Origin of the sequence: Chryseobacterium carnipullorum (genome assembly GCF_900142785.1) — a bacterium.
GTDB classification, from domain to species: domain Bacteria; phylum Bacteroidota; class Bacteroidia; order Flavobacteriales; family Weeksellaceae; genus Chryseobacterium; species Chryseobacterium carnipullorum.
Genome location: NZ_FRCD01000002.1, coordinates 339,475 through 357,735, shown reverse-complemented (window position 1 = coordinate 357,735; position 18,261 = coordinate 339,475). Strand labels below are relative to the sequence as shown.

Here is an 18,261-nt window from a genome sequence, read left to right as displayed (position 1 = left end):
AAATAATAAAAAGTTATTTCCGTAAAATTTTTTGAGCTCTAAGGGCTCAAAATTTTCCAGAATAACTTTTCAACTTACACAGTTAGTGAGACACTGCCTCAATGAGATCATTTAATATACTACCCGCTCTATTTTTATAGGGCGGTTTTTTATTATATTTGATGAGTAACTATAACCCATGAAAACCAACTTTTTTTCTACCCTATTTATCTGGCTGTTATTAATAGCGTTACCAGAAATGGTATTTTCACAATCGGCCGGCTTTACCATTCAGGATGTAAAGTTTGAAAGTCAGGGTATCACTCTTGCAGGCTCCATTTTACAACCTAAAAAACCGTTTGCCGCAGTGGTCATTGTTCACGGATCTGATCCGGTAAAAAGAGAACTGGAATTCGCAAAACGTCTTGCCAAAGAAGGCATTGCCGTATTCACCTACGACAAACGCGGCGTTGGAAAGTCTGGTGGTGTCTATGTAGGACCCTCTGTGGGCACCAATAATATTGACACTGCTAATCTTACTTTATTGGCCCAGGATGCCAATGCAGCTGCAGAAACATTTCAAACCTATTTGAAAGATAAAAAAATACCCATTGGATTAGTCGGATTTAGCCAGGCGGGATGGATCATCCCAATGGCGGCAAGCAAAAATCCACAAATTAAATTTATGGTTTTATTTAGCGGTCCTACCATTACCACGCTGGAACAACTTCGATTTCAGTTTTATACCAATGGAAACAATAGTTTTTGGGAAAATCATACAGAAGCAGAGGCCATTGAACATACCAAAAATGATCCGGACAAATACCAATTTGAAGCGACTGACCCAAAAACCTATCTGAGTACCCTTTCAATTCCCGGGCTTTGGCTTTTTGGTGAAAAAGACATACAGATTCCGGTACAATTGTGTATAGAACAATTGAACACCCTTAAAGCACAGGGAAAACCTTTCGAATATGTTTCTTTTCCTAAACTGGGGCACAATACTTCTTCCAGCAATGAGACGGCTCCTCTTGATACTGCTGTGCAGTGGATACAACAGAAAGCTTTTAATATTAAAAAATCTAAATCTTCAAAATAAAGCATGGATAAACATGCTTGAAGCAGATTACTGAAATGGAGAGCGCTGAACCTGCTATGTCTATGGGAGGTGGAATGCCGGGGATGATATAACTGTCAGCGATCGAGGCAATTTAATATACTAACCGCTCTAGAAATAGAGCGGTTTTATTATTTTAGATTGTTTGATTAAATTTTCCCAAAATGTCTTTAAACTGAATATCATCTTGATGCCTTATTTTAATATCCGGTAAAAATACTTCAGCATCAGCACCTTGATTAAGAGATTCTTCCAAATATTTGTAAAAACTCTGATAATCTCCTAATGAGCTATAAATTGCAGCCATAGTTCCAGTATAATGACTATTATCACCATTTGACTTTGAAATCTCAATAGCTTTTTCAATCATTTGTAGTGCTAAACCATAATTCCCTTCTAATCTGTGATAATTTGCTTTAGCATTATAATATTCAGAATTATTCTTTTGTGATGAATATATTTTATTAAATAATGGCTTAGATTCTTTTAAATTACCTGTTTTTAATAAAATAAAAATCTTATCAAGTGTATATAAAGGATCTTGTTTAATACTTATAGCAAAATCAATATCTTTAATTGCATTTCCATAATTATTTAAAGCCTCATATACCTGTGATCTATTATAATACAAATCTGCATCCTTAATATTGGAAGACGAAGCATTTAACTTTATTGCTTCGTTAATATATTTTAAAGAAGTTTCATAGTTTTTAAGTCTAAAATGGATAGTAGAAAAGGTATCATTTAATCCAACCTTATCTCTGTAATTAAGCTCTTTCGAAATTTCTAGTTCCGATAATGCCTTTTCAAAATTTCCCTCATTATATAGAAGCCATGCTCGTAAATGATAAACTTCTGCATTATTTTTATTTATAGCGATACATTCATCACTAATTTCAAATCCTTCTTTATATTTTTTTTCATCGATATATATCTTAATTAAATTTAATAAGTTATCAATATCTGTAGGATATAAATCTTTAATTTTAAAGACAATATCTTTTGCTTTATCAACCTCCTTATTTCTAATATAAGTTGTTTCCAAATTATAGAGAATCATATGATCCTTCGGCTCTAACTCTAAATATTTATTAAAATTTATAATAGCTTGTCCCAAATTTTTTTCCTTTAGAAAATAAATACCTAAAGCACGAAATTTCTCTTTTTCATTTAAGATATAGTCTTTAAGAGGTGTTGATGTAAGTTTAATCTGAGTATCTAATAACTTTTTATGCTGGATCGATGGATAATTTATTAAAAAACTCGCAAATTCTTGTATGATACCTGCATATGGATGAAAATTTTCATTAATAAATAAATGGTTTCTAAGATTGTTATTTTGTTTTTTATTTTGTTTTGAAATACTTTTACTATCATCCTTTTTTGTATTACAAAAAAGATATTTTAATGAATCTGGCAGTGGTGTTTTTTCAAGAATATTAATGAATTCTTCAATATTATCACCAGTATAATTATCATAAATTCCATCAAGTAAAGGATTATTTTCTGTAAAGAATGGAAAAAAATAATTAGATGGTTTTTGAAAATATTCCTCTCGAAAAAAATTTTCAGAAAAATTAAATGATTCAACCCCAAAAACTAATAAATATTCCATTATCCTCTGACATGCTTGCTGTACTTTACTATTTAGTGTTAGTAATTCTATCTTTTTTTTAAGAAATGGATATTTCACCCATTTATGTCCTAAATGGTTTAGTACTAAAACTAGATAAGTTAGTGATCTTTGCCAAACTTTTTCTTCACCATCATTAATAAAATCTATCAATAATGAAATTTTACTAGCATCAGCTCTATTAAAAATAATTAAACTACATGCTAAAGAACTTACTAATTGGCTTCTTTCATACCAAGCATAATCTTTTACATTGTTCCTTATTTTATTAATTTCTATAATAGTTTCATTTGCTAAATTGTCATTTCCATAAATTGCCTCAAAAAGCATTTCTATATGAGTATTTTTATAGCCTTCAATTTTGTTCAAATCATCTAAATCTTTATACAAAAGTTCGTAAACTTTTGATTTTAGATTGTGTATTTCAGAAGCTAAAGCATTATTTCCAGGGTCTTTCTTAAGTTCATTCGTTTTATATTTAATAGTCAAAAAAATGCTTTCAGTATCGTTTTCAAATAAATCAGTATCTAAACTATCCTTGATACTACTTGTTATATCAATTTTACTTTTAACAAGTTCATTCAAATAACTAACTAAAGAATCATCCCAATTATTAATAAAAATTTTCTTTACATCGTATTTCGAAAAATCTCCAGTATCACTTGTCGAAAAAATAAAATGATTTGCAATTGTATGATTATTATATAGATTTTTTATTTTAGTAAAAAGTTCATTTATAAACGGATCTGAAAGACTAAATCCCAAAAATAAAAGAGTATAATTTTTAAAAAATGTGCTTATAGCATCTTCGTTAGCATTGTTTTTTGAATATATGGATTTATAGTCACTTTCAAATAAGACTATTGTCTTTGGATTCTTAAAGTCACCATGAATTTTATATAGAAATTTAGCATTATCTTTTTGAGATTTTAAAGACATAAAAATATTTTCATTCCCAAAAACATCAATTGTACGATCATCAGGAATATTAGCCTCTATAATTTGGTCATAATTTGTGGTCACAATCTTTGAAGACAATTCCCAAAGTAATTTATGTACATTAGAATGTAAAGAATTTTCAGTATTAATTTTATTCAATACTTTATGAACATATTCTTTAGCTTTTGTTTTATATAAATCACCATTATCAGATTCATTTTCTATTATGTTTAAAATTTCTAAAGGACTTTTTATATTATCATTTAAGTAACGTTTTAAATTAATAAAATTTAAAGATGAACTTTCAGAAAAATCTGAATTTAAATCATCTAAAATTCCAGAAATCAAACCTTTCCATGAAGGATGGTTCAAAGGTATTGAAGCTCCTGCACCTATAAAGAGAACAAGCTTATTATCTCTAATAGCTTTCGTCAAATTTTCATCAATCATTAGTTATAAATTATTCACATTTTAACAAAAATAATGATTTTACCTAAAAATCATATTAAACGATTTGATATTTAGATTTTCAAAACAAATAAAAGCATATCTGCTTCTTAAAGTCTGCTGAATGTAATAGAAACAAATCCCAACTCTCGTCAGAATTTATTCATCAATTTTATACTTTTCTATGTCGAAATCAAAATCAAATAATTCCTTAGGCGGAATTTTAAAGGCTGAAGCCATTTTAAGAATGGTTTCAATGGTCGGATTTCCTTTACCATTTTCGTATTTGTTATAATTACTTGAGTCGAAAACCGAATTTTGTGCAACGGCGTCCATAGAAGTATATTTTTCCTTTCTTATCTCCTTGAGATGTTCAGAAAAACTTTGCATATACAATTTTAAAACGTCTTTGCTATCCATTAATTTATAATTAGTAGCAATTTTAGAATTTCAATCAAATATTTCATGGTAATATATTACCATATGTCAGAAATTTTATTATATTTGTCAATAGATTACATCTGAAGATGTAATTTTGCGATACTTCAACGAAATATAGAAGCTATTGCTTAGAATCTTGTAATAGAAAACTGGTAATTTTTAATGCAACAAGATGATAAGTATGAAGCTCACGACCTAGGCGTGGGCTCTCTTATCTGTTGCACGGTATACCAGTACCTCTATTACAGATATTGTAGAGTTCCATGCCGTTTTTATTTTATGCAGTTCTGCTTTTCTACAATCATCTTTTCTAAGCCTGCTTTTCACATACAGTATCATGATCTGTTACAATGGGGTGTACAATCCATTGCGGCTTTAGGGCTTTTATAAAAACACAAATTCTATCATGTTATTTTTGGTTTGTATGGACAAGAAGTTCAGGCAAATTGTCAGGGCTTCCTTACAGCCAATAAAAACATGACAAAAAATTATAACCATTAAGAAAAATGAAGAGGGTAAGGCAAGTTAAGTTCCATCAAAGATGGAAGAAGCAGCCCGCTTCATCCATAGCTTCAGCTATGATCTTAATGATTCTTAAACCCTTAAAAGTTCTTAATGTTTAAGTAAAACAGTTACATGACAAAAAATTATAACCATTAAGAAAAATGAAGAGGATAAGGCAAGTTAAGTTCCATCAAAGATGGAAGAAGCAGCCCGCTTCATCCATAGCTTCAGCTATGATCTTAATGATTCTTAAACCCTTAAAAGTTCTTAATGTTTAAGTAAAACAGTTACATGAAAAAATATAAACCATTAAGGAAAATGAAGATATTAAGGTAAGTTAAGTTTAAAAGCTCTTAATGGTTAAGAAAAAGCATTGTACATCACATGTATTCTGTCACCTATAAAACATACACACATGAAAAAAATTAAAACAGACTTTGAAACCCATCTTTGGGCAGACAGCAGGAAACGCTCCGGTCTCCAGCTGATCGAAACCTTTTTTCAGCTTAATGATCTGGCCGCCTCTAAAAGGACATTACACAGCATTATGAATTACGCGGTAAAAAGGAATAGCTGGATCAAAGAAGATCCGTCCGCTATCTTTCATTTTCGGCAGTCGATGCAGTCGTTTGTCCGGGCAGGCTATCTCATCACGCTGAAGGAAAAGAAATGGGCCATTAATACTCAGTTGGAAGATGTTTCTCCGTTGGTTTTGGGCTTACTTTCAGAGAAAGAATACCAAAATCCGATGTTGGTCTTTAAAAAAGCATTCAAAGAGTACAGCATCAAAGAATTTGACTATTTCATGTCCGGAATGGTCTATTTTTCACTGGGAATCTACGACAATCTCCCGGAAAGAAATATCGTGAATCCCTACATCCATCTGATTAAAATGCTGGATGCCGCGCACCTCATTCTTCAAAGGAAGGCAAAGTAATATCATTAGTTTAATAATTGTACCCCGCTGCGCAAAGTCTCCTGACTCTGAGCCATTAAAACAAACTCCGAAGTCTATACGCTTCGGAGCTTATTTTATTTATCTAATTCAGAATAGTATTCTTCAAAATCAAAATAATATCAAATAACTCTTTGGGGTGTATTCTTAGTCAGGTTGCAATTTCAAATTATAACCATCCATACATCAACCTAAATCCACCAGCTCCGGCAAAGAAACTTCCAATGCATTGGCTATTTCAAGCAAAGTATAAAGGGTGGGATTTACTTTACCGTTTTCCAGCTTTTCAATAGCCTGACGGTCTTTATTACACGCACGGGCAAGATCAGCCTGGCTCCAGCCCTTCTGCTGACGAAGTATAACAATGTGCTTACCCAATTCTATCTTTAACTTCACTCTGGTCATAAATCAAATGTCAGCTAATTTGTTGACAAATTTGTCATATAAAAGATTGACAATTCAAAATTTCACAATACATTTGTCATATAATTATATGACAATAATTAATTCAAGAAGACTTAAAATCCATACAAGATATCAGACAGGCACGTACAAAATGAAAACTGTTCCGGAGATCCGTCTCAAGGGAAAATGGCTTTATAAGCTGGGGTTTAAAGAAGGCCAAATGGTGAACATACAACTAAAGAAAAACAAACTGACAATCACGCTTGATAAATCGTGAAATAAGAATTGTATCATCAACTTTTACTTATAGATCATATTGAGTTACAACCCCTATTGTTTGCCCCCGCCGGAGTCCTCCGTTGGTTTCCCGCAACCTGCGGAAGACTTCCGGACACCTCATTTGATGACAATCACTATTGGTGGGAACCAACGGAGCCCTCCCGTGGTCTCCTACAACTTGCAGGAGACTTCCGTACAGCGTATTTGATAACAAACATCAGTGTTTGAGACTTCCGCCGCTTGTGACCGATCATAAACAGCCTTGGAAAGCGTGATGTAATTTCAGTAGAACTCTGCAGGATTAATACAATTTATCTATATTTATAGGGTCGCAATACGTACATTCGGGTGTTGTGCATCATTATAAAAAAACATCATGGAATTTGAAATGAAATATGAAGATTATTTTGAAAATGAAATAGATTTTAATGTCATCAATAGTTCTGAAAAATATCTGAAAGTTTATTATAAAAATGGCTCTATAAAAAAGACCCTGCAAAGAATATAAAGATCATGCACAATTCTTCAGAAATGTCAGAAACCTTATTTTCTGATGCAACTGGAAGTCCGCTCACAAAACAAGATCTCATTAAAGGAAAAGAACAGTGGGCAAAGAAAAGTTTTAAGAAAAATAATAATTTTATTGAAAAAGAATTGTATAAATAATAGAACTACCCTACGCTGACACGGGAATTTATACTAACAATGTAATGCTTAAATTTGTAAGCTAAACCAAATAATTCAACTAGCGATGAAAAGACCATTACTCATATTCATATTCTCGATTTTTCTAACGGGTTCAAACCTATACGCACAGCTCGACAAAAATGGAAACCCAATATTTAACAGTGAAAAAATAGAAAATTTCAGTTTTGAAAATGTTGAAATAATTTCAAATTATTACACCATTAAAGATAATATTGATAATAAGCAGTCATCAGTTTTCATCAGTGAAAACCCAACGTTAGATAATTATTGGAATTTCTCTTGTAACCTACCCTCTTACTATTTTATGGTAGTTGATAAGGGAAATGTTAAAGGAATGCTGATGCTGATTCCTAAAAAAGAAGATGATTCGTTTTTTTATAATGTAGTCATTCCCAACAAAAATGAAAGTTTTCAAATTCCTTCAAAACTAAAGGGCAGAATAACAGAAAACAGGGCAAAAGAATTAGCAGACTTCAATAAAACTAAAGCAATCATCAATAATGGTATTTTAAAATTTAATAATAAAGATTTTCAGGTTTTAAAATACAATGATGTAATAGAGGAAGTGAAAAATATTGTGAAGGAAAAATTCATTGACAATCAAGATGATGAAAATTCTAGTATTGAAAACTATATTAAATCGGAATCTAAGGGAGGAAAGTTAGACTTCAAAAATACGGTGGAAAAATATGAAGGTGCTTTTATAAACTTTGACGGAATCATGTATAACAAAAAAGACTTTGCCATATTGATGTGGGGAGCTGCTGTTAAAAAAACTGGGATAACAGAACTCAACAAAGCAAAGTTACTCTGGGAGGAGATTAATGAAAGGAACCTAACAGAACCTGAATTAAAAGCTTTGCGAAAAGGTTTTGAGACGAAATTTTAGAGAGTACTTCGTGCTGATATCCTATTCGGTTTAGCAATAAAATTTAATTGTAAATAAAATGGTGCAGTTAGAAGAATTAGACAAAATCAAAATACTTGAATTTCTAAAATTACAAATGTCAAAAAAGAAATTTGTAGTAACTCCTGTTTCAATTTTAAAAAAATTTGGTTTTCCTGTTTCTGAGCATCACTTCCTCCTTGAAAATAAGGCACTGATTTTAAAACTAAAATATATTCTGGAAGAACTTAATGAAGACGGTATTCTAATCCAAAGGGGATCAAAACAGGATTTTAAAGGATTAAAAGAAATTGGATATGACTTTATTACTTAATAACAATCAATGGTGCTTTTCAGGTTCTCGGAATTGAAAAAGTACCAAAGAAATTTCTTAAACTTTCCCCAATCCATGAAGCTCAATTTTCTATTGATACTCTGTACTAAAAAATATCGAATTCTTAATAGAATTAAAACCAAACATTAAATCTTAACAATTGAAAATAAAATTATTACTTCTTTCATTCCTGAGCTCATTATCAGCTCACGCACAGACACTTCAATTTAAAAATCTCGCCAATATGTCTGCAGGCAGAGGTGCCATAACCAGTGTAATCGTGAATGACAATATCTATGTGAGCAATGGGTATCATGAAAAAGCAAGTGATGCAAAATATGTTGAGAAATATAGTATTACCGATAACCGTTGGAGTATTCTCAATTCTACCCTGCTTCCAAAAAGATTTGCTAATTCGGAGACATACAATAATAAAATTTATATTTTTAACGGTTGGGGAAACAGCCATCTTGAAATTGTGGACCTTGCAACCAATACAGTAACGCAGGGGGCGGTTAATCATTCCTACACAGGAAACTCAGGCTCAGCAATCCATAACGGCAGAATATATGTATTTGGTGGCAGTGGCCTCAATGGAGCTGCAACCACTGTATTTTCCAATAAATTCCAGTATTATGATATTGCTTCCAATACCTGGAACCCATTACCCAATATGCCCACAGCCAGAGAAGCCAAAGGCAAAATTGTTAATGATAAGCTTTATGTCATTGGTGGGTTTAACGGAACTCCCTCCCGCCTGATCAATGTTTACGACTTCAAGACTAATGTTTGGATTGATAAGTACACCATGCCTGTTGGCATATCCGGACACTCATTAGCGGTATCCGGTCATAAGATCTTTATTGCAGGTGGTTTTAATAATCAATCTTTCCTGGCCTATTTTGACACGACAACCAATAAGCTCCATCAGCTATCATCCAATATGATTCCCAGAAGACATGCTGCAGCGGAAGTATACAACAATAAACTATACATCATTGGTGGAAGTACAACCGCTCTCACCAGCTCAGCGATTAAAAGCATACAGGTGGCAGATATTAATGAAAGTGTACTTTCTGCCAATGCAGACAAACCCGTCCCGGAGAAGAAAAATTAACTCTAAAATTCTGAAGATTGAAGAATATCCAAAAACCGGGAAAGTAATTCATATCTCCTGCAACAGAATGAACCCAATATCTCCAGATAATATGATAAAATTATGGACTGAGCAACATATCAAACTCAGCCCACCTGCAACCATAGATTTAATTAAAGCAACAGAAAAAATTATTGAGTTTCAGTTTCCAAACGATTTTAAAGCGTTTTACTTAACACTGGACGGCTTCGCAGATTGGGACTGGACAAAAAATATGTTTTCGATCTGGCCATTGACGAGAATTGTGGAAGAGTATCATAACGAGAGTAACAAGAGCTTCATTGTGTTTGCGGATTATTTAATCAATTCACATCACATTGGATTTGTGAAAGGACAAAAAGGGGTGTTTAAAAATTCTGGTGTAATCCCTGAGTTGATAGCAGAAACTTTTCTTGAAGCCCTATTTCTGATCAATTCGGATGCAGACATTTTGTATTGAGATCATCCTGCTTGCTCCGCAAAAAATCTCAATTTTGATCAATATAATAAAAACAGTATTTTTAAAACATCCTTTGAAGTACGGAAACTTCCGGATCGTCTTGGCGGTTTAAGAAACAAGAATATACAACATGAGAGTAGCCATTTTTTCTGATATACATGGTAAAATACTATTGCCTTTCAAATTGGTTGATCTATACCAAAAAGAAACGGGTAATACCGTTGATTTTATTTTGCAATGTGGAGATATGGGAGCCTATCCTCGCATCGACAATCTGGACAAAGCCACTGTAAAACACGCCCAATATGACAGGGATGAATTGGGATTTCATGACGACTTTACCAAAGTAAATCCAAATATCAAATCATTTTTAGATGAACTCAATATCAAGATGATTTGTGTTCGTGGAAACCATGAAGACCACGATTTTTTAGACAATCTGGAAAATGATAATTCTCAAACCAGCCTGTTTCCTATTGATATTTACGGAAAAGTTTTTGTCTGTAAATCGGGCTTCATACAGGAACTAAAAACGAAAAACGAAGTTTTAACTTTTGTTGGTATTGGAAGAATTGGGGACAGGAAGGGAAGAACAGAAAAGCGATTTATTCAGGAGTATGAACGAAAGGAAATCAGGAAACTGCTTAAAACAAAAGATGTATTTGATCTCTTAATCACTCATGACAAGGATGACAGTAGCCAAAGAGGCTATGGAATGTCTGAAATCAGAGAGGTTCTGGACAATATCATTTTTCATTATCATTTTTATGGACATACGGGAGAACCTTTTAAACAGGAAACAGATTTTAATGGGATAACACAGTCCATAAAAATAAAAGAACTGGAATTTAATGAAAATGGAATCTTAGAAAAGGGCTGTATGATTATACTGACAAAAGAAAACGAAGAATTAAGCATTGAAATAGTTGACCAAAAACTGACCAATACAATGACAAAATATAATTGGAAAACTTATAACTAAAATGAACGACATTTTTACGATTGACGATTTGCAAAAAATATGGCAAAAAATAAGTATCCTGCATAGCGGACAAACCTATGGAGGACAAAAGCAAGGCGAAAAAATTGAATACATCAACCACATTGGGAGCGTTGTATTTGAAATCATGAATGCGGCTAAAAATACATCTGACTTCAATGCAGGGCTTGCCATCAAATGCGCACTTTTACATGATACAATAGAAGATACAGACTTTAGTACAGAAGATCTGGAAAAAGAATATGGACAACAGGTTCAGGCAGGTGTTTTGGCATTGACAAAAAACACGACTCTTGAAAAGAAGCTGCAGATGAAAGATAGCCTGGAACGGATAAAAGCACAGCCAAAAGAAGTCTGGGCCGTAAAAATGGCCGATAGAATCTGTAATTTATATGCACCACCCTATTATTGGAACCCATCGAAGAAAGAAAAATATCTTGAAGAGGCCAAAATTATTTATGAGCATTTGAAAGATGGCAACGATTATTTAGCAAAAAGACTATTAGAAAAAATTGAGATTTATCCTGATAAATAATGAGCAAACAACGCATCGGATCCATCGTGGTTTTGGATAAGCTAAACGTCTTTTCCTTATCTTGATTTTATGGTTTCAGAATGTACTTTCTCCAATTGCCGCTACGCCTTATTAACCATTGACGCACCTATAAAACAAAACCTATGACACCAATAGAAAACGGTCTTTTTGAAAACAATGAAGAAATAACAAACTGGACCTATCCGGGAGCCACATTATACTATAAAGACTGCGATTTAAAACCTTCTGTCGCTGAAAAATTCACGAAAGACCAACTCATCAGAAATGGATTTTTTCTTGACGTAAGTGTCAGAGGCGGTGGAATAAAATTTAATACCCGATTTTTAATTGCTTCTGCAAAAGCAGCAAAACTCTATGAAGTAAATCCGGACAATGAAAGGTTTGGTCATTGCTGTTTAAATCTTGACAGCTATTTCAAAGTTCTTGACATCTATAAACTCGGAGATAAAACTCAGATTTTCCTGCTGCACATCCCTGCAAAAAGCTTAAAATATTTTGAGCGCGTCACCTCAAACTGGGATGAAGACTTTATCAAAAAAGCAAGAAAAAGTTTTGATGATAAAATACACATGGAGCCTATAAGTGATTTGCTGGAACCTTTTTGGTTAAAAAGAACAAACTTCCCGGTTGGAATGGATGCCTCTGAAAGATTTTATCCTCTGACCTCAGTATCCACCATTACAAAAAATGAACATCCTTTGTATAATGGAATTAAAAATCTGACAAAAGATACCGGTGACATCAATATTCCGACACCATTTTTCAGTGAACAATATAGTAAATCCAAAGAAGGAGGTTTCTGGAAAAAATTATTTGGTAAATAAATAACTTTTCCTAAAAACATCTCCCCCATTAAAAAACATAATAACCAACAATATCTATGGGATTTTTCAGCAGAAATAAAACACTTAAGATTAGAAATATAGAATTTCAATCTGATCATCACTATCATTACTCCAAAGGATTAAAATCCTCTATTCACAAAGAAATAAAAATTGCAAAAAACAATCTGTCATTAGAGGACTTACAACCAATTCTGCTATATCTTGTGGAATTTATTCAGGACGAAAAACCAGACATTAAAAACGGAGAAAAAATAACATGCTTCTCCTGGAGTATTTTATTCCATGAAGTTTCAGACTTTTTTGAAATTCTGGAAGTAATCCCGGAACAGCAAGGCTTTGGCGAAGGTCTAAACCGTACACTTCATATATTGAAACAGCAAATTTCCGTTTGCAACCAATTAAAAGTAGAACCGGATTTTCCTCACTTCGACCAAATGGTTACCGTAGATCCGCTGATAAAAACAGGATTACAGGCCAATTTATTTCGTTGGAACGGAGATGATCCAGATTCCGGATGGGTTGCCATGACAGAAAAATTTAATGAAGAAACAATGTCCTTCGAAGGAATGACAGTAGGACAACTAATGACGCTGAGACCGGAAACCGCACAATTTATGGCTCTCCCAATTGGATTTAAAGTAATTTGGCAGGGAAATAATGCAAACATAGGATTTGATAAAAATATGATAGAAAATTAAATGGCCCATCACATAATACCACGGTGATGATGCAGAGAATAGTATACAAAAGCCGCCAAACCATGAGCACCAATAAAAAATGAAAAAATGAGTGAATTTTCAGGGTATGAAAAGAGATGCCCAACACCTTAAAAAAACTAGGCCTGAGCGAGAATGATTTTTCCCAAATGGAAAAATTGAAATGGGTGGTTACAGAAAAAGTCCATGGCGCTAACTTTAGTTTCATCTATGAAAAGGGGAACTTGAAATTTGCCAAAAGGAAAGAATATCTAAAATGGACAGACGATTTTTTTGGTTTCCAATTAATTGTCAACAAGCTTGAAGACGACCTTCTGCGCCTTTTTGAAACTCTAAGCAATGAAATACCTGGGAAGAAATATATTGTTTATGGCGAATTGTTCGGAGGTAAATACCCCCATCCGGAAGTGGAGCCTGTAAAGGACCTGCATGCCATTCAAACCGGAGTATATTATACCCCTGCCATCGAATTTTGTGCTTTCGATATTGCTGTGGAGACCGATGGTTCAGACTCTAAATACTATCTGGATTATGAGACCTCACTGGCTTATTTTAAGCAGTTTGAAATATTTCATGCGCAACCCTTACTGATTGGAAAATTTAATGAGGCCATGAATTTCAATATTAGAATTAATTCAGCTATTCCTAAAGAATTTAAACTTCCGGAGCTCAAAGACAATTTAATTGAAGGGGTGGTGATAAAGCCTTTTAATCTGATCGATAAGAACAGTCTTTTTTCCAGATCCATTATTAAATTAAAAAATCCTGAATTTGACGAAGAAGAAAAATTTCATGAAGCTGAAAAATGGTCTTTCATTCCCAACATTTCTTCTAAAACAGAAGATTTATCCTTTATCGTAGATGAATTGAGAAACTATATTACTCAAAACAGATTAAAAAGTGCAATTTCCAAAATAGGAAAGCCGGATAGAAGCAACCCACTTCGAATGGCCGAAATTAAAACAGAATTTTCAGAAGATGTCATAACAGATTTCAATGAAAACAACAATAATCTTTTAAACGATCTATCTCCTGACGAAAAAGAATGGATTATGAAAAGAGTTGATTCTGAAATTAATAGAATAATGATTTTAAATTTTGAAGAGTCGTAATCAGCAATTTCCAAATCCAAATACATCAACAATCTACCAAACAATCAATTATATGAAAGAATACACACTCCCCCACTTCGGGCAATTGTCAACAGAAAATCTGGAAGAATACTACACAACCAATATGGACTTCAATGGCAATGAAGTTCAGGTAGATCTTAATTTTGAAAACAAAAATACAGATCCGTCACAATTGGAAAAGGTCAAAAACTATCTTGAAAACATCGGAAAATTTGACAAGCTGAATAAAACATACCTACACGATGACTACAACGACGAAGAGGGAGAAACCGTAAAATTTTATGTAGAACATCATCTGGAAGAAGTTGAAAAAGAGGAACTTTCAACACTGATCAACTTTGATGACTCTGCCACTGAACCGGAGCAGCAACTTTTAAAAAAACTTGAATTGGTGAGGGTAGGACTTTATCCGGACAGTGAAGATCAATTTGCTATTTTAGACTATTCAATCGGACGGGACATCACTGATTATCTGGTGGTCATCAATACAGACGAAAACGGACAATTGGATTATATGGCAATGGAAAGTTAAAATCCCTTTGATAGCGCGAGCCTTCATTGATTTTAAACACAATTTACTATATTAGCCGTTCTGTTTTCCAGAACGGTTTCTTTATTTTTACACCGTTATCATTTTAGACTTAACTCCAGTTAAAGTATAAAAATCAGGACTTATTTTTAAATTGAGATCAAAAGTTTAAATAACTCTGGCAAAAAAAACTTCTCCTATATTGAAGAACTAAAAAAGACGTTAAGATAAACAACACAAAAAACATGGATAAAAAATCATTTTCAAAGATTATTGCCGGCACCATGACTTGGGGCGTTTGGGGTAAAAACTGCAGCACGCAACAGATGATCGAACTGATGAACTGCTGCCTGGAAAATAACATCACTACTTTTGATCACGCAGATATTTACGGAGATTATACAACGGAAGCTGAGTTTGGAAAAGCTTTTAACGAAAGCAAAATAGACCGAAGTACAATACAGCTGATCTCCAAATGCGGTATTCAGATGGAATCCGATAAAAGAAATAATTTCGTAAAACATTACGATTATGCTACCTCATACATCATTGGGTCTGTAGAACAGTCATTGAGAAACCTGCAAACGGATTATTTAGACTTACTGTTACTGCATCGTCCCAGCCCCTTAATGAGAGCTGATGACATTGCAGAAGCCATCGCAAAACTCAAACAGGACGGAAAAATTCTGGACTTTGGGGTATCCAATTTTACCCCCTTACAAACGGATCTGATTGAGACCAAAATCAAAATCAATTATAACCAGATCAGTTTTTCTATTACCGATTTTGAAGCGATGACAAACGGAAGTTTAGATCATATGCAGACTCGAAATATTACGCCGATGTGCTGGTCACCCCTGGGAACTGTTTTCAGACAGGACGACGATCAGACCCGACGATTAAAAAAGATACTGGCCAATTTCTCCGACAAATATGAAGTTCCCGCAGATATTATCCTTCTCGCATGGATATTAAAACATCCTGCCGGGATTCTGCCGGTTTGCGGTACCGCAGATCCGTCAAGACTGGCCATTCTGATGAGAGCCACGACCGTTAATATGGAATTGCAGGATTGGTTTGCGCTTTGGTCGGAAAGTACGGGAGTTCCGGTTCCGTGATTTTTGTAATGTTAACTATAAAGAACTAAGCACAAAGAAATGAAATTAAACAAATTTATTTGGAATAATTATATTCAAACTGATGAAGCTAAAGAAATTATTAGAATTTTTCAGGATGGAGAAATTGATGAAATTTCATCAAGATATATAGATAATATTGATTTTAACAATGAAGAAGCTGCAAATTTCATTAATAACCTTTACGAATTAACTAGTAGCCCAGAATTAAAATCAATTGATAATTATCAGGAAGCATTTCTATTTTTAGAAGATATTTATAATAATGGCGTTGAATTAACTTTTGAAGATGGTGAGAAAGAAATCCCACTTTTAGAAGATGATTTTACTCATTTAATTTCTTTAGTATCAACATGGCTATTTTATGAGTATCCTAAAATATTCAAACCCTACTTTTTTAAAAATAATTATGATCTATTAACCAAGATAGCAGATACTTTTCATTTGGAACTTCCAAATGTTCCTTTAAAAAGGTATAAAAAAGAAAGATTTTTACATTATTTAGATTTATGCAAATGTTTCAATAAATTCCAAGAAAAAAATGAGTTAACTGATTTTGAATTTTGTGCTTTTCTAAACGATTTTGCACCGAAGTTTGTACAGGAAAATGAAGAAAAAGAATTGCCTGAACCTACACAAGTATGGTGGATTGGGGGAGACAAATATGGTCAGGATTTTGAGTTTTTAGACACCAATCTGAATTCAGATATTTCATCTTTTTGGCAAGGAAATATTGATACTAGAAAAGGAGATATTTTAGTTGTTTATTGCTTATCACCCCGAAGTTACATTCATTCTGTTTGGAGAGCAAAAAGAGATGGAATTGCAGATCCTTTTTTTCACTATTATAGCAATATCTATATTACAAATAGTCAAAAAGTTCCACCTGTTACAATTCATGAATTAAAAAATGATGAACACTTTAGTAAAAATCCATTGGTAAGAAAAAACCTTCAAGGAATTAACGGCTATCCCTTATCATCTGAAGACTATTTGCGCTTACAACAAATGTTTAATGAGAAAGGATTCGACTCTTCAATCCTTCCACAATTATATAATTACACGTATTCTCAAAACATAGAACTCAAAAATGAAAGAGAAGTTGAAATAAATTTAATAGAACCATTTCTGAAAAAAATTGGATATGTTGAAAAAGATTGGGTTCGTCAATTACCTGTTAGTATGGGACGCGGTGAAAGAAATTTTCCAGATTATGTGTTTCTAGCTGACAAAACAGTAGGTTTTGAAAAAGCATCTACACTTATAGAAAGTAAGTATCATATTAAAAACAATAAAGAGCTTGAAGAAACATTTAAGCAAATATGGTCTTACGGCCAGAGATTAAGTGCCAAAACATTAATCATTGCAGATAAAGATTCCATATGGATCTATTTACAAAATAATAATTCATTCGATAGAACAAAGTACAAAAAGTATTTTTGGAAAGAATTAGAGAATTCAGATAAGTATAACGAAATAAAAAAACTAATTGGAAAATAAATTAATCCTCGAACTAAATTGAATGAAAAAAATAATTGTAGTAAGTTGTATAATTTTAGTGTTGACTTTTCTTAACTATCCCATTTTTGACAGCGAAGGTATATCTTATCTTACTATCTTTACTTGCTTCGTTGTGATTTGTTTTTCAGGTGCAAAAATATATTTCCCCAATGATGAGGATTATGATTCCGTGGAAAAAGAAGCCAATCAATTAGAGAAATATGATGGCGATTTCCAATATACAAATGAAGGATTTTACAATAAGCAGAAGACCCCATTGGAATTTATAAAATGGGATGAAATCATTTCAGTACATTCATTTAGTATTCCAATTTCAAAACATACAAAAGAAGAAGGTCTGGAAATAATTACGGACAAAGGCAGTTATGAACTTGGCAGACACACACCTGGAATCGAAAAGTTAACCAATGAGCTGTATAATCATCTTCCAGATTGGCAATTCAATTCCCCTACTATAAGAATCAACAATTACAGACTAAAAAAAACAAAATTGTACGAACGAAATGATGACAGAATTAAAAAATTGTGAATAAGTTCTTTAACATCCTATGAATAGACCAAGACACTTTTAAGTTTAAAAATATACGCCAATTATAATACTTT

Annotated in this window: 21 protein-coding genes; 18 read left to right on the top strand and 3 right to left on the bottom strand. The window is 32.9% G+C overall.

What is annotated here, in order from left to right; all coding sequences use genetic code 11:
• Positions 1-178 precede the first annotated feature (178 nt).
• Complete coding sequence (locus BUC06_RS03820; protein WP_073329946.1) at positions 179-1,078, top strand: alpha/beta hydrolase family protein; 900 nt, start codon at positions 179-181, stop codon at positions 1,076-1,078.
• A gap of 154 nt (positions 1,079-1,232) precedes the next feature.
• Here the strand turns inward: BUC06_RS03820 and BUC06_RS03815 are convergent, their stop codons facing one another.
• Both BUC06_RS03815 and BUC06_RS03810 read right to left on the bottom strand, forming a co-directional pair.
• Positions 1,233-4,118 carry an SIR2 family protein gene (locus BUC06_RS03815; protein ID WP_073329944.1) on the bottom strand — a complete coding sequence of 962 codons (2,886 nt, stop codon included), beginning with the start codon at positions 4,116-4,118 and terminating at the stop codon, positions 1,233-1,235.
• A 156-nt stretch (positions 4,119-4,274) separates the two neighbouring features.
• The gene (locus BUC06_RS03810) at positions 4,275-4,535 is read right to left on the bottom strand and encodes a helix-turn-helix domain-containing protein (RefSeq protein ID WP_073329942.1); all 261 of its coding nucleotides are present in this window, start codon (positions 4,533-4,535) and stop codon (positions 4,275-4,277) included.
• A 940-nt stretch (positions 4,536-5,475) separates the two neighbouring features.
• Here BUC06_RS03810 and BUC06_RS03805 point away from each other — a divergent pair.
• Positions 5,476-5,997: a hypothetical protein gene (locus tag BUC06_RS03805; RefSeq protein WP_073329939.1), complete on the top strand. Its 522-nt coding sequence runs from the start codon at positions 5,476-5,478 to the stop codon at positions 5,995-5,997.
• Between the two features lie 204 nt (positions 5,998-6,201).
• Here the strand turns inward: BUC06_RS03805 and BUC06_RS03800 are convergent, their stop codons facing one another.
• Positions 6,202-6,420: a helix-turn-helix domain-containing protein gene (locus BUC06_RS03800; protein ID WP_073329937.1), complete on the bottom strand. Its 219-nt coding sequence runs from the start codon at positions 6,418-6,420 to the stop codon at positions 6,202-6,204.
• Between BUC06_RS03800 and BUC06_RS24345 the strand changes: the two genes are divergently transcribed.
• The 16 genes from BUC06_RS24345 to BUC06_RS03730 all read left to right on the top strand — a co-directional run bounded on the left by BUC06_RS24345 (position 6,380) and on the right by BUC06_RS03730 (position 18,187).
• Positions 6,380-6,697, top strand: a complete 318-nt coding sequence (locus BUC06_RS24345; RefSeq protein WP_317041428.1) for a SymE family type I addiction module toxin — start codon at positions 6,380-6,382, stop codon at positions 6,695-6,697. The two genes, BUC06_RS03800 and BUC06_RS24345, sit on opposite strands and share 41 nt — an antisense overlap.
• Before the next feature lie 378 nt (positions 6,698-7,075).
• A complete protein-coding gene (locus BUC06_RS24270) occupies positions 7,076-7,207 on the top strand; it encodes a hypothetical protein (RefSeq protein WP_262487911.1) in 132 nt (43 codons plus the stop codon).
• 23 nt (positions 7,208-7,230) lie between these two features.
• Positions 7,231-7,365 (top strand): hypothetical protein, encoded by a 135-nt coding sequence (locus tag BUC06_RS24265; RefSeq protein WP_262487910.1) that lies wholly within the window; start codon positions 7,231-7,233, stop codon positions 7,363-7,365.
• Positions 7,366-7,450: 85 nt separating this feature from the next.
• Positions 7,451-8,296 carry a hypothetical protein gene (locus BUC06_RS03790; protein ID WP_073329932.1) on the top strand — a complete coding sequence of 282 codons (846 nt, stop codon included), beginning with the start codon at positions 7,451-7,453 and terminating at the stop codon, positions 8,294-8,296.
• Between the two features lie 61 nt (positions 8,297-8,357).
• On the top strand, positions 8,358-8,627 hold the full coding sequence (locus BUC06_RS03785; RefSeq protein ID WP_139263282.1) for a hypothetical protein: 270 nt from the start codon (positions 8,358-8,360) through the stop codon (positions 8,625-8,627).
• Between the two features lie 160 nt (positions 8,628-8,787).
• The gene (locus BUC06_RS03780; protein WP_139263280.1) at positions 8,788-9,744 is read left to right on the top strand and encodes a Kelch repeat-containing protein; all 957 of its coding nucleotides are present in this window, start codon (positions 8,788-8,790) and stop codon (positions 9,742-9,744) included.
• Between the two features lie 91 nt (positions 9,745-9,835).
• Positions 9,836-10,222, top strand: coding sequence for an SMI1/KNR4 family protein (locus BUC06_RS03775; protein ID WP_167367399.1), 387 nt, complete (start codon positions 9,836-9,838; stop codon positions 10,220-10,222).
• A 130-nt stretch (positions 10,223-10,352) separates the two neighbouring features.
• A complete protein-coding gene (locus tag BUC06_RS03770) occupies positions 10,353-11,204 on the top strand; it encodes a metallophosphoesterase family protein (RefSeq protein ID WP_073329923.1) in 852 nt (283 codons plus the stop codon).
• Position 11,205: 1 nt separating this feature from the next.
• Positions 11,206-11,757 (top strand): HD domain-containing protein, encoded by a 552-nt coding sequence (locus tag BUC06_RS03765; protein WP_073329920.1) that lies wholly within the window; start codon positions 11,206-11,208, stop codon positions 11,755-11,757.
• A 143-nt stretch (positions 11,758-11,900) separates the two neighbouring features.
• Positions 11,901-12,602 (top strand): hypothetical protein, encoded by a 702-nt coding sequence (locus BUC06_RS03760; RefSeq protein ID WP_073329917.1) that lies wholly within the window; start codon positions 11,901-11,903, stop codon positions 12,600-12,602.
• A gap of 56 nt (positions 12,603-12,658) precedes the next feature.
• Positions 12,659-13,321, top strand: coding sequence for an immunity protein Imm33 domain-containing protein (locus BUC06_RS03755; RefSeq protein WP_073329913.1), 663 nt, complete (start codon positions 12,659-12,661; stop codon positions 13,319-13,321).
• Between the two features lie 116 nt (positions 13,322-13,437).
• Positions 13,438-14,451: an RNA ligase family protein gene (locus BUC06_RS03750; protein WP_228423610.1), complete on the top strand. Its 1,014-nt coding sequence runs from the start codon at positions 13,438-13,440 to the stop codon at positions 14,449-14,451.
• A gap of 52 nt (positions 14,452-14,503) precedes the next feature.
• The gene (locus tag BUC06_RS03745) at positions 14,504-15,004 is read left to right on the top strand and encodes a DUF2004 domain-containing protein (protein WP_073329910.1); all 501 of its coding nucleotides are present in this window, start codon (positions 14,504-14,506) and stop codon (positions 15,002-15,004) included.
• A 242-nt stretch (positions 15,005-15,246) separates the two neighbouring features.
• The gene (locus BUC06_RS03740) at positions 15,247-16,119 is read left to right on the top strand and encodes an aldo/keto reductase (protein WP_073329907.1); all 873 of its coding nucleotides are present in this window, start codon (positions 15,247-15,249) and stop codon (positions 16,117-16,119) included.
• Positions 16,120-16,158: 39 nt separating this feature from the next.
• On the top strand, positions 16,159-17,637 hold the full coding sequence (locus BUC06_RS03735; protein ID WP_073329905.1) for a hypothetical protein: 1,479 nt from the start codon (positions 16,159-16,161) through the stop codon (positions 17,635-17,637).
• A 22-nt stretch (positions 17,638-17,659) separates the two neighbouring features.
• Positions 17,660-18,187, top strand: a complete 528-nt coding sequence (locus BUC06_RS03730) for a hypothetical protein (RefSeq protein WP_073329902.1) — start codon at positions 17,660-17,662, stop codon at positions 18,185-18,187.
• The last annotated feature ends 74 nt before the right edge of the window (positions 18,188-18,261 follow it).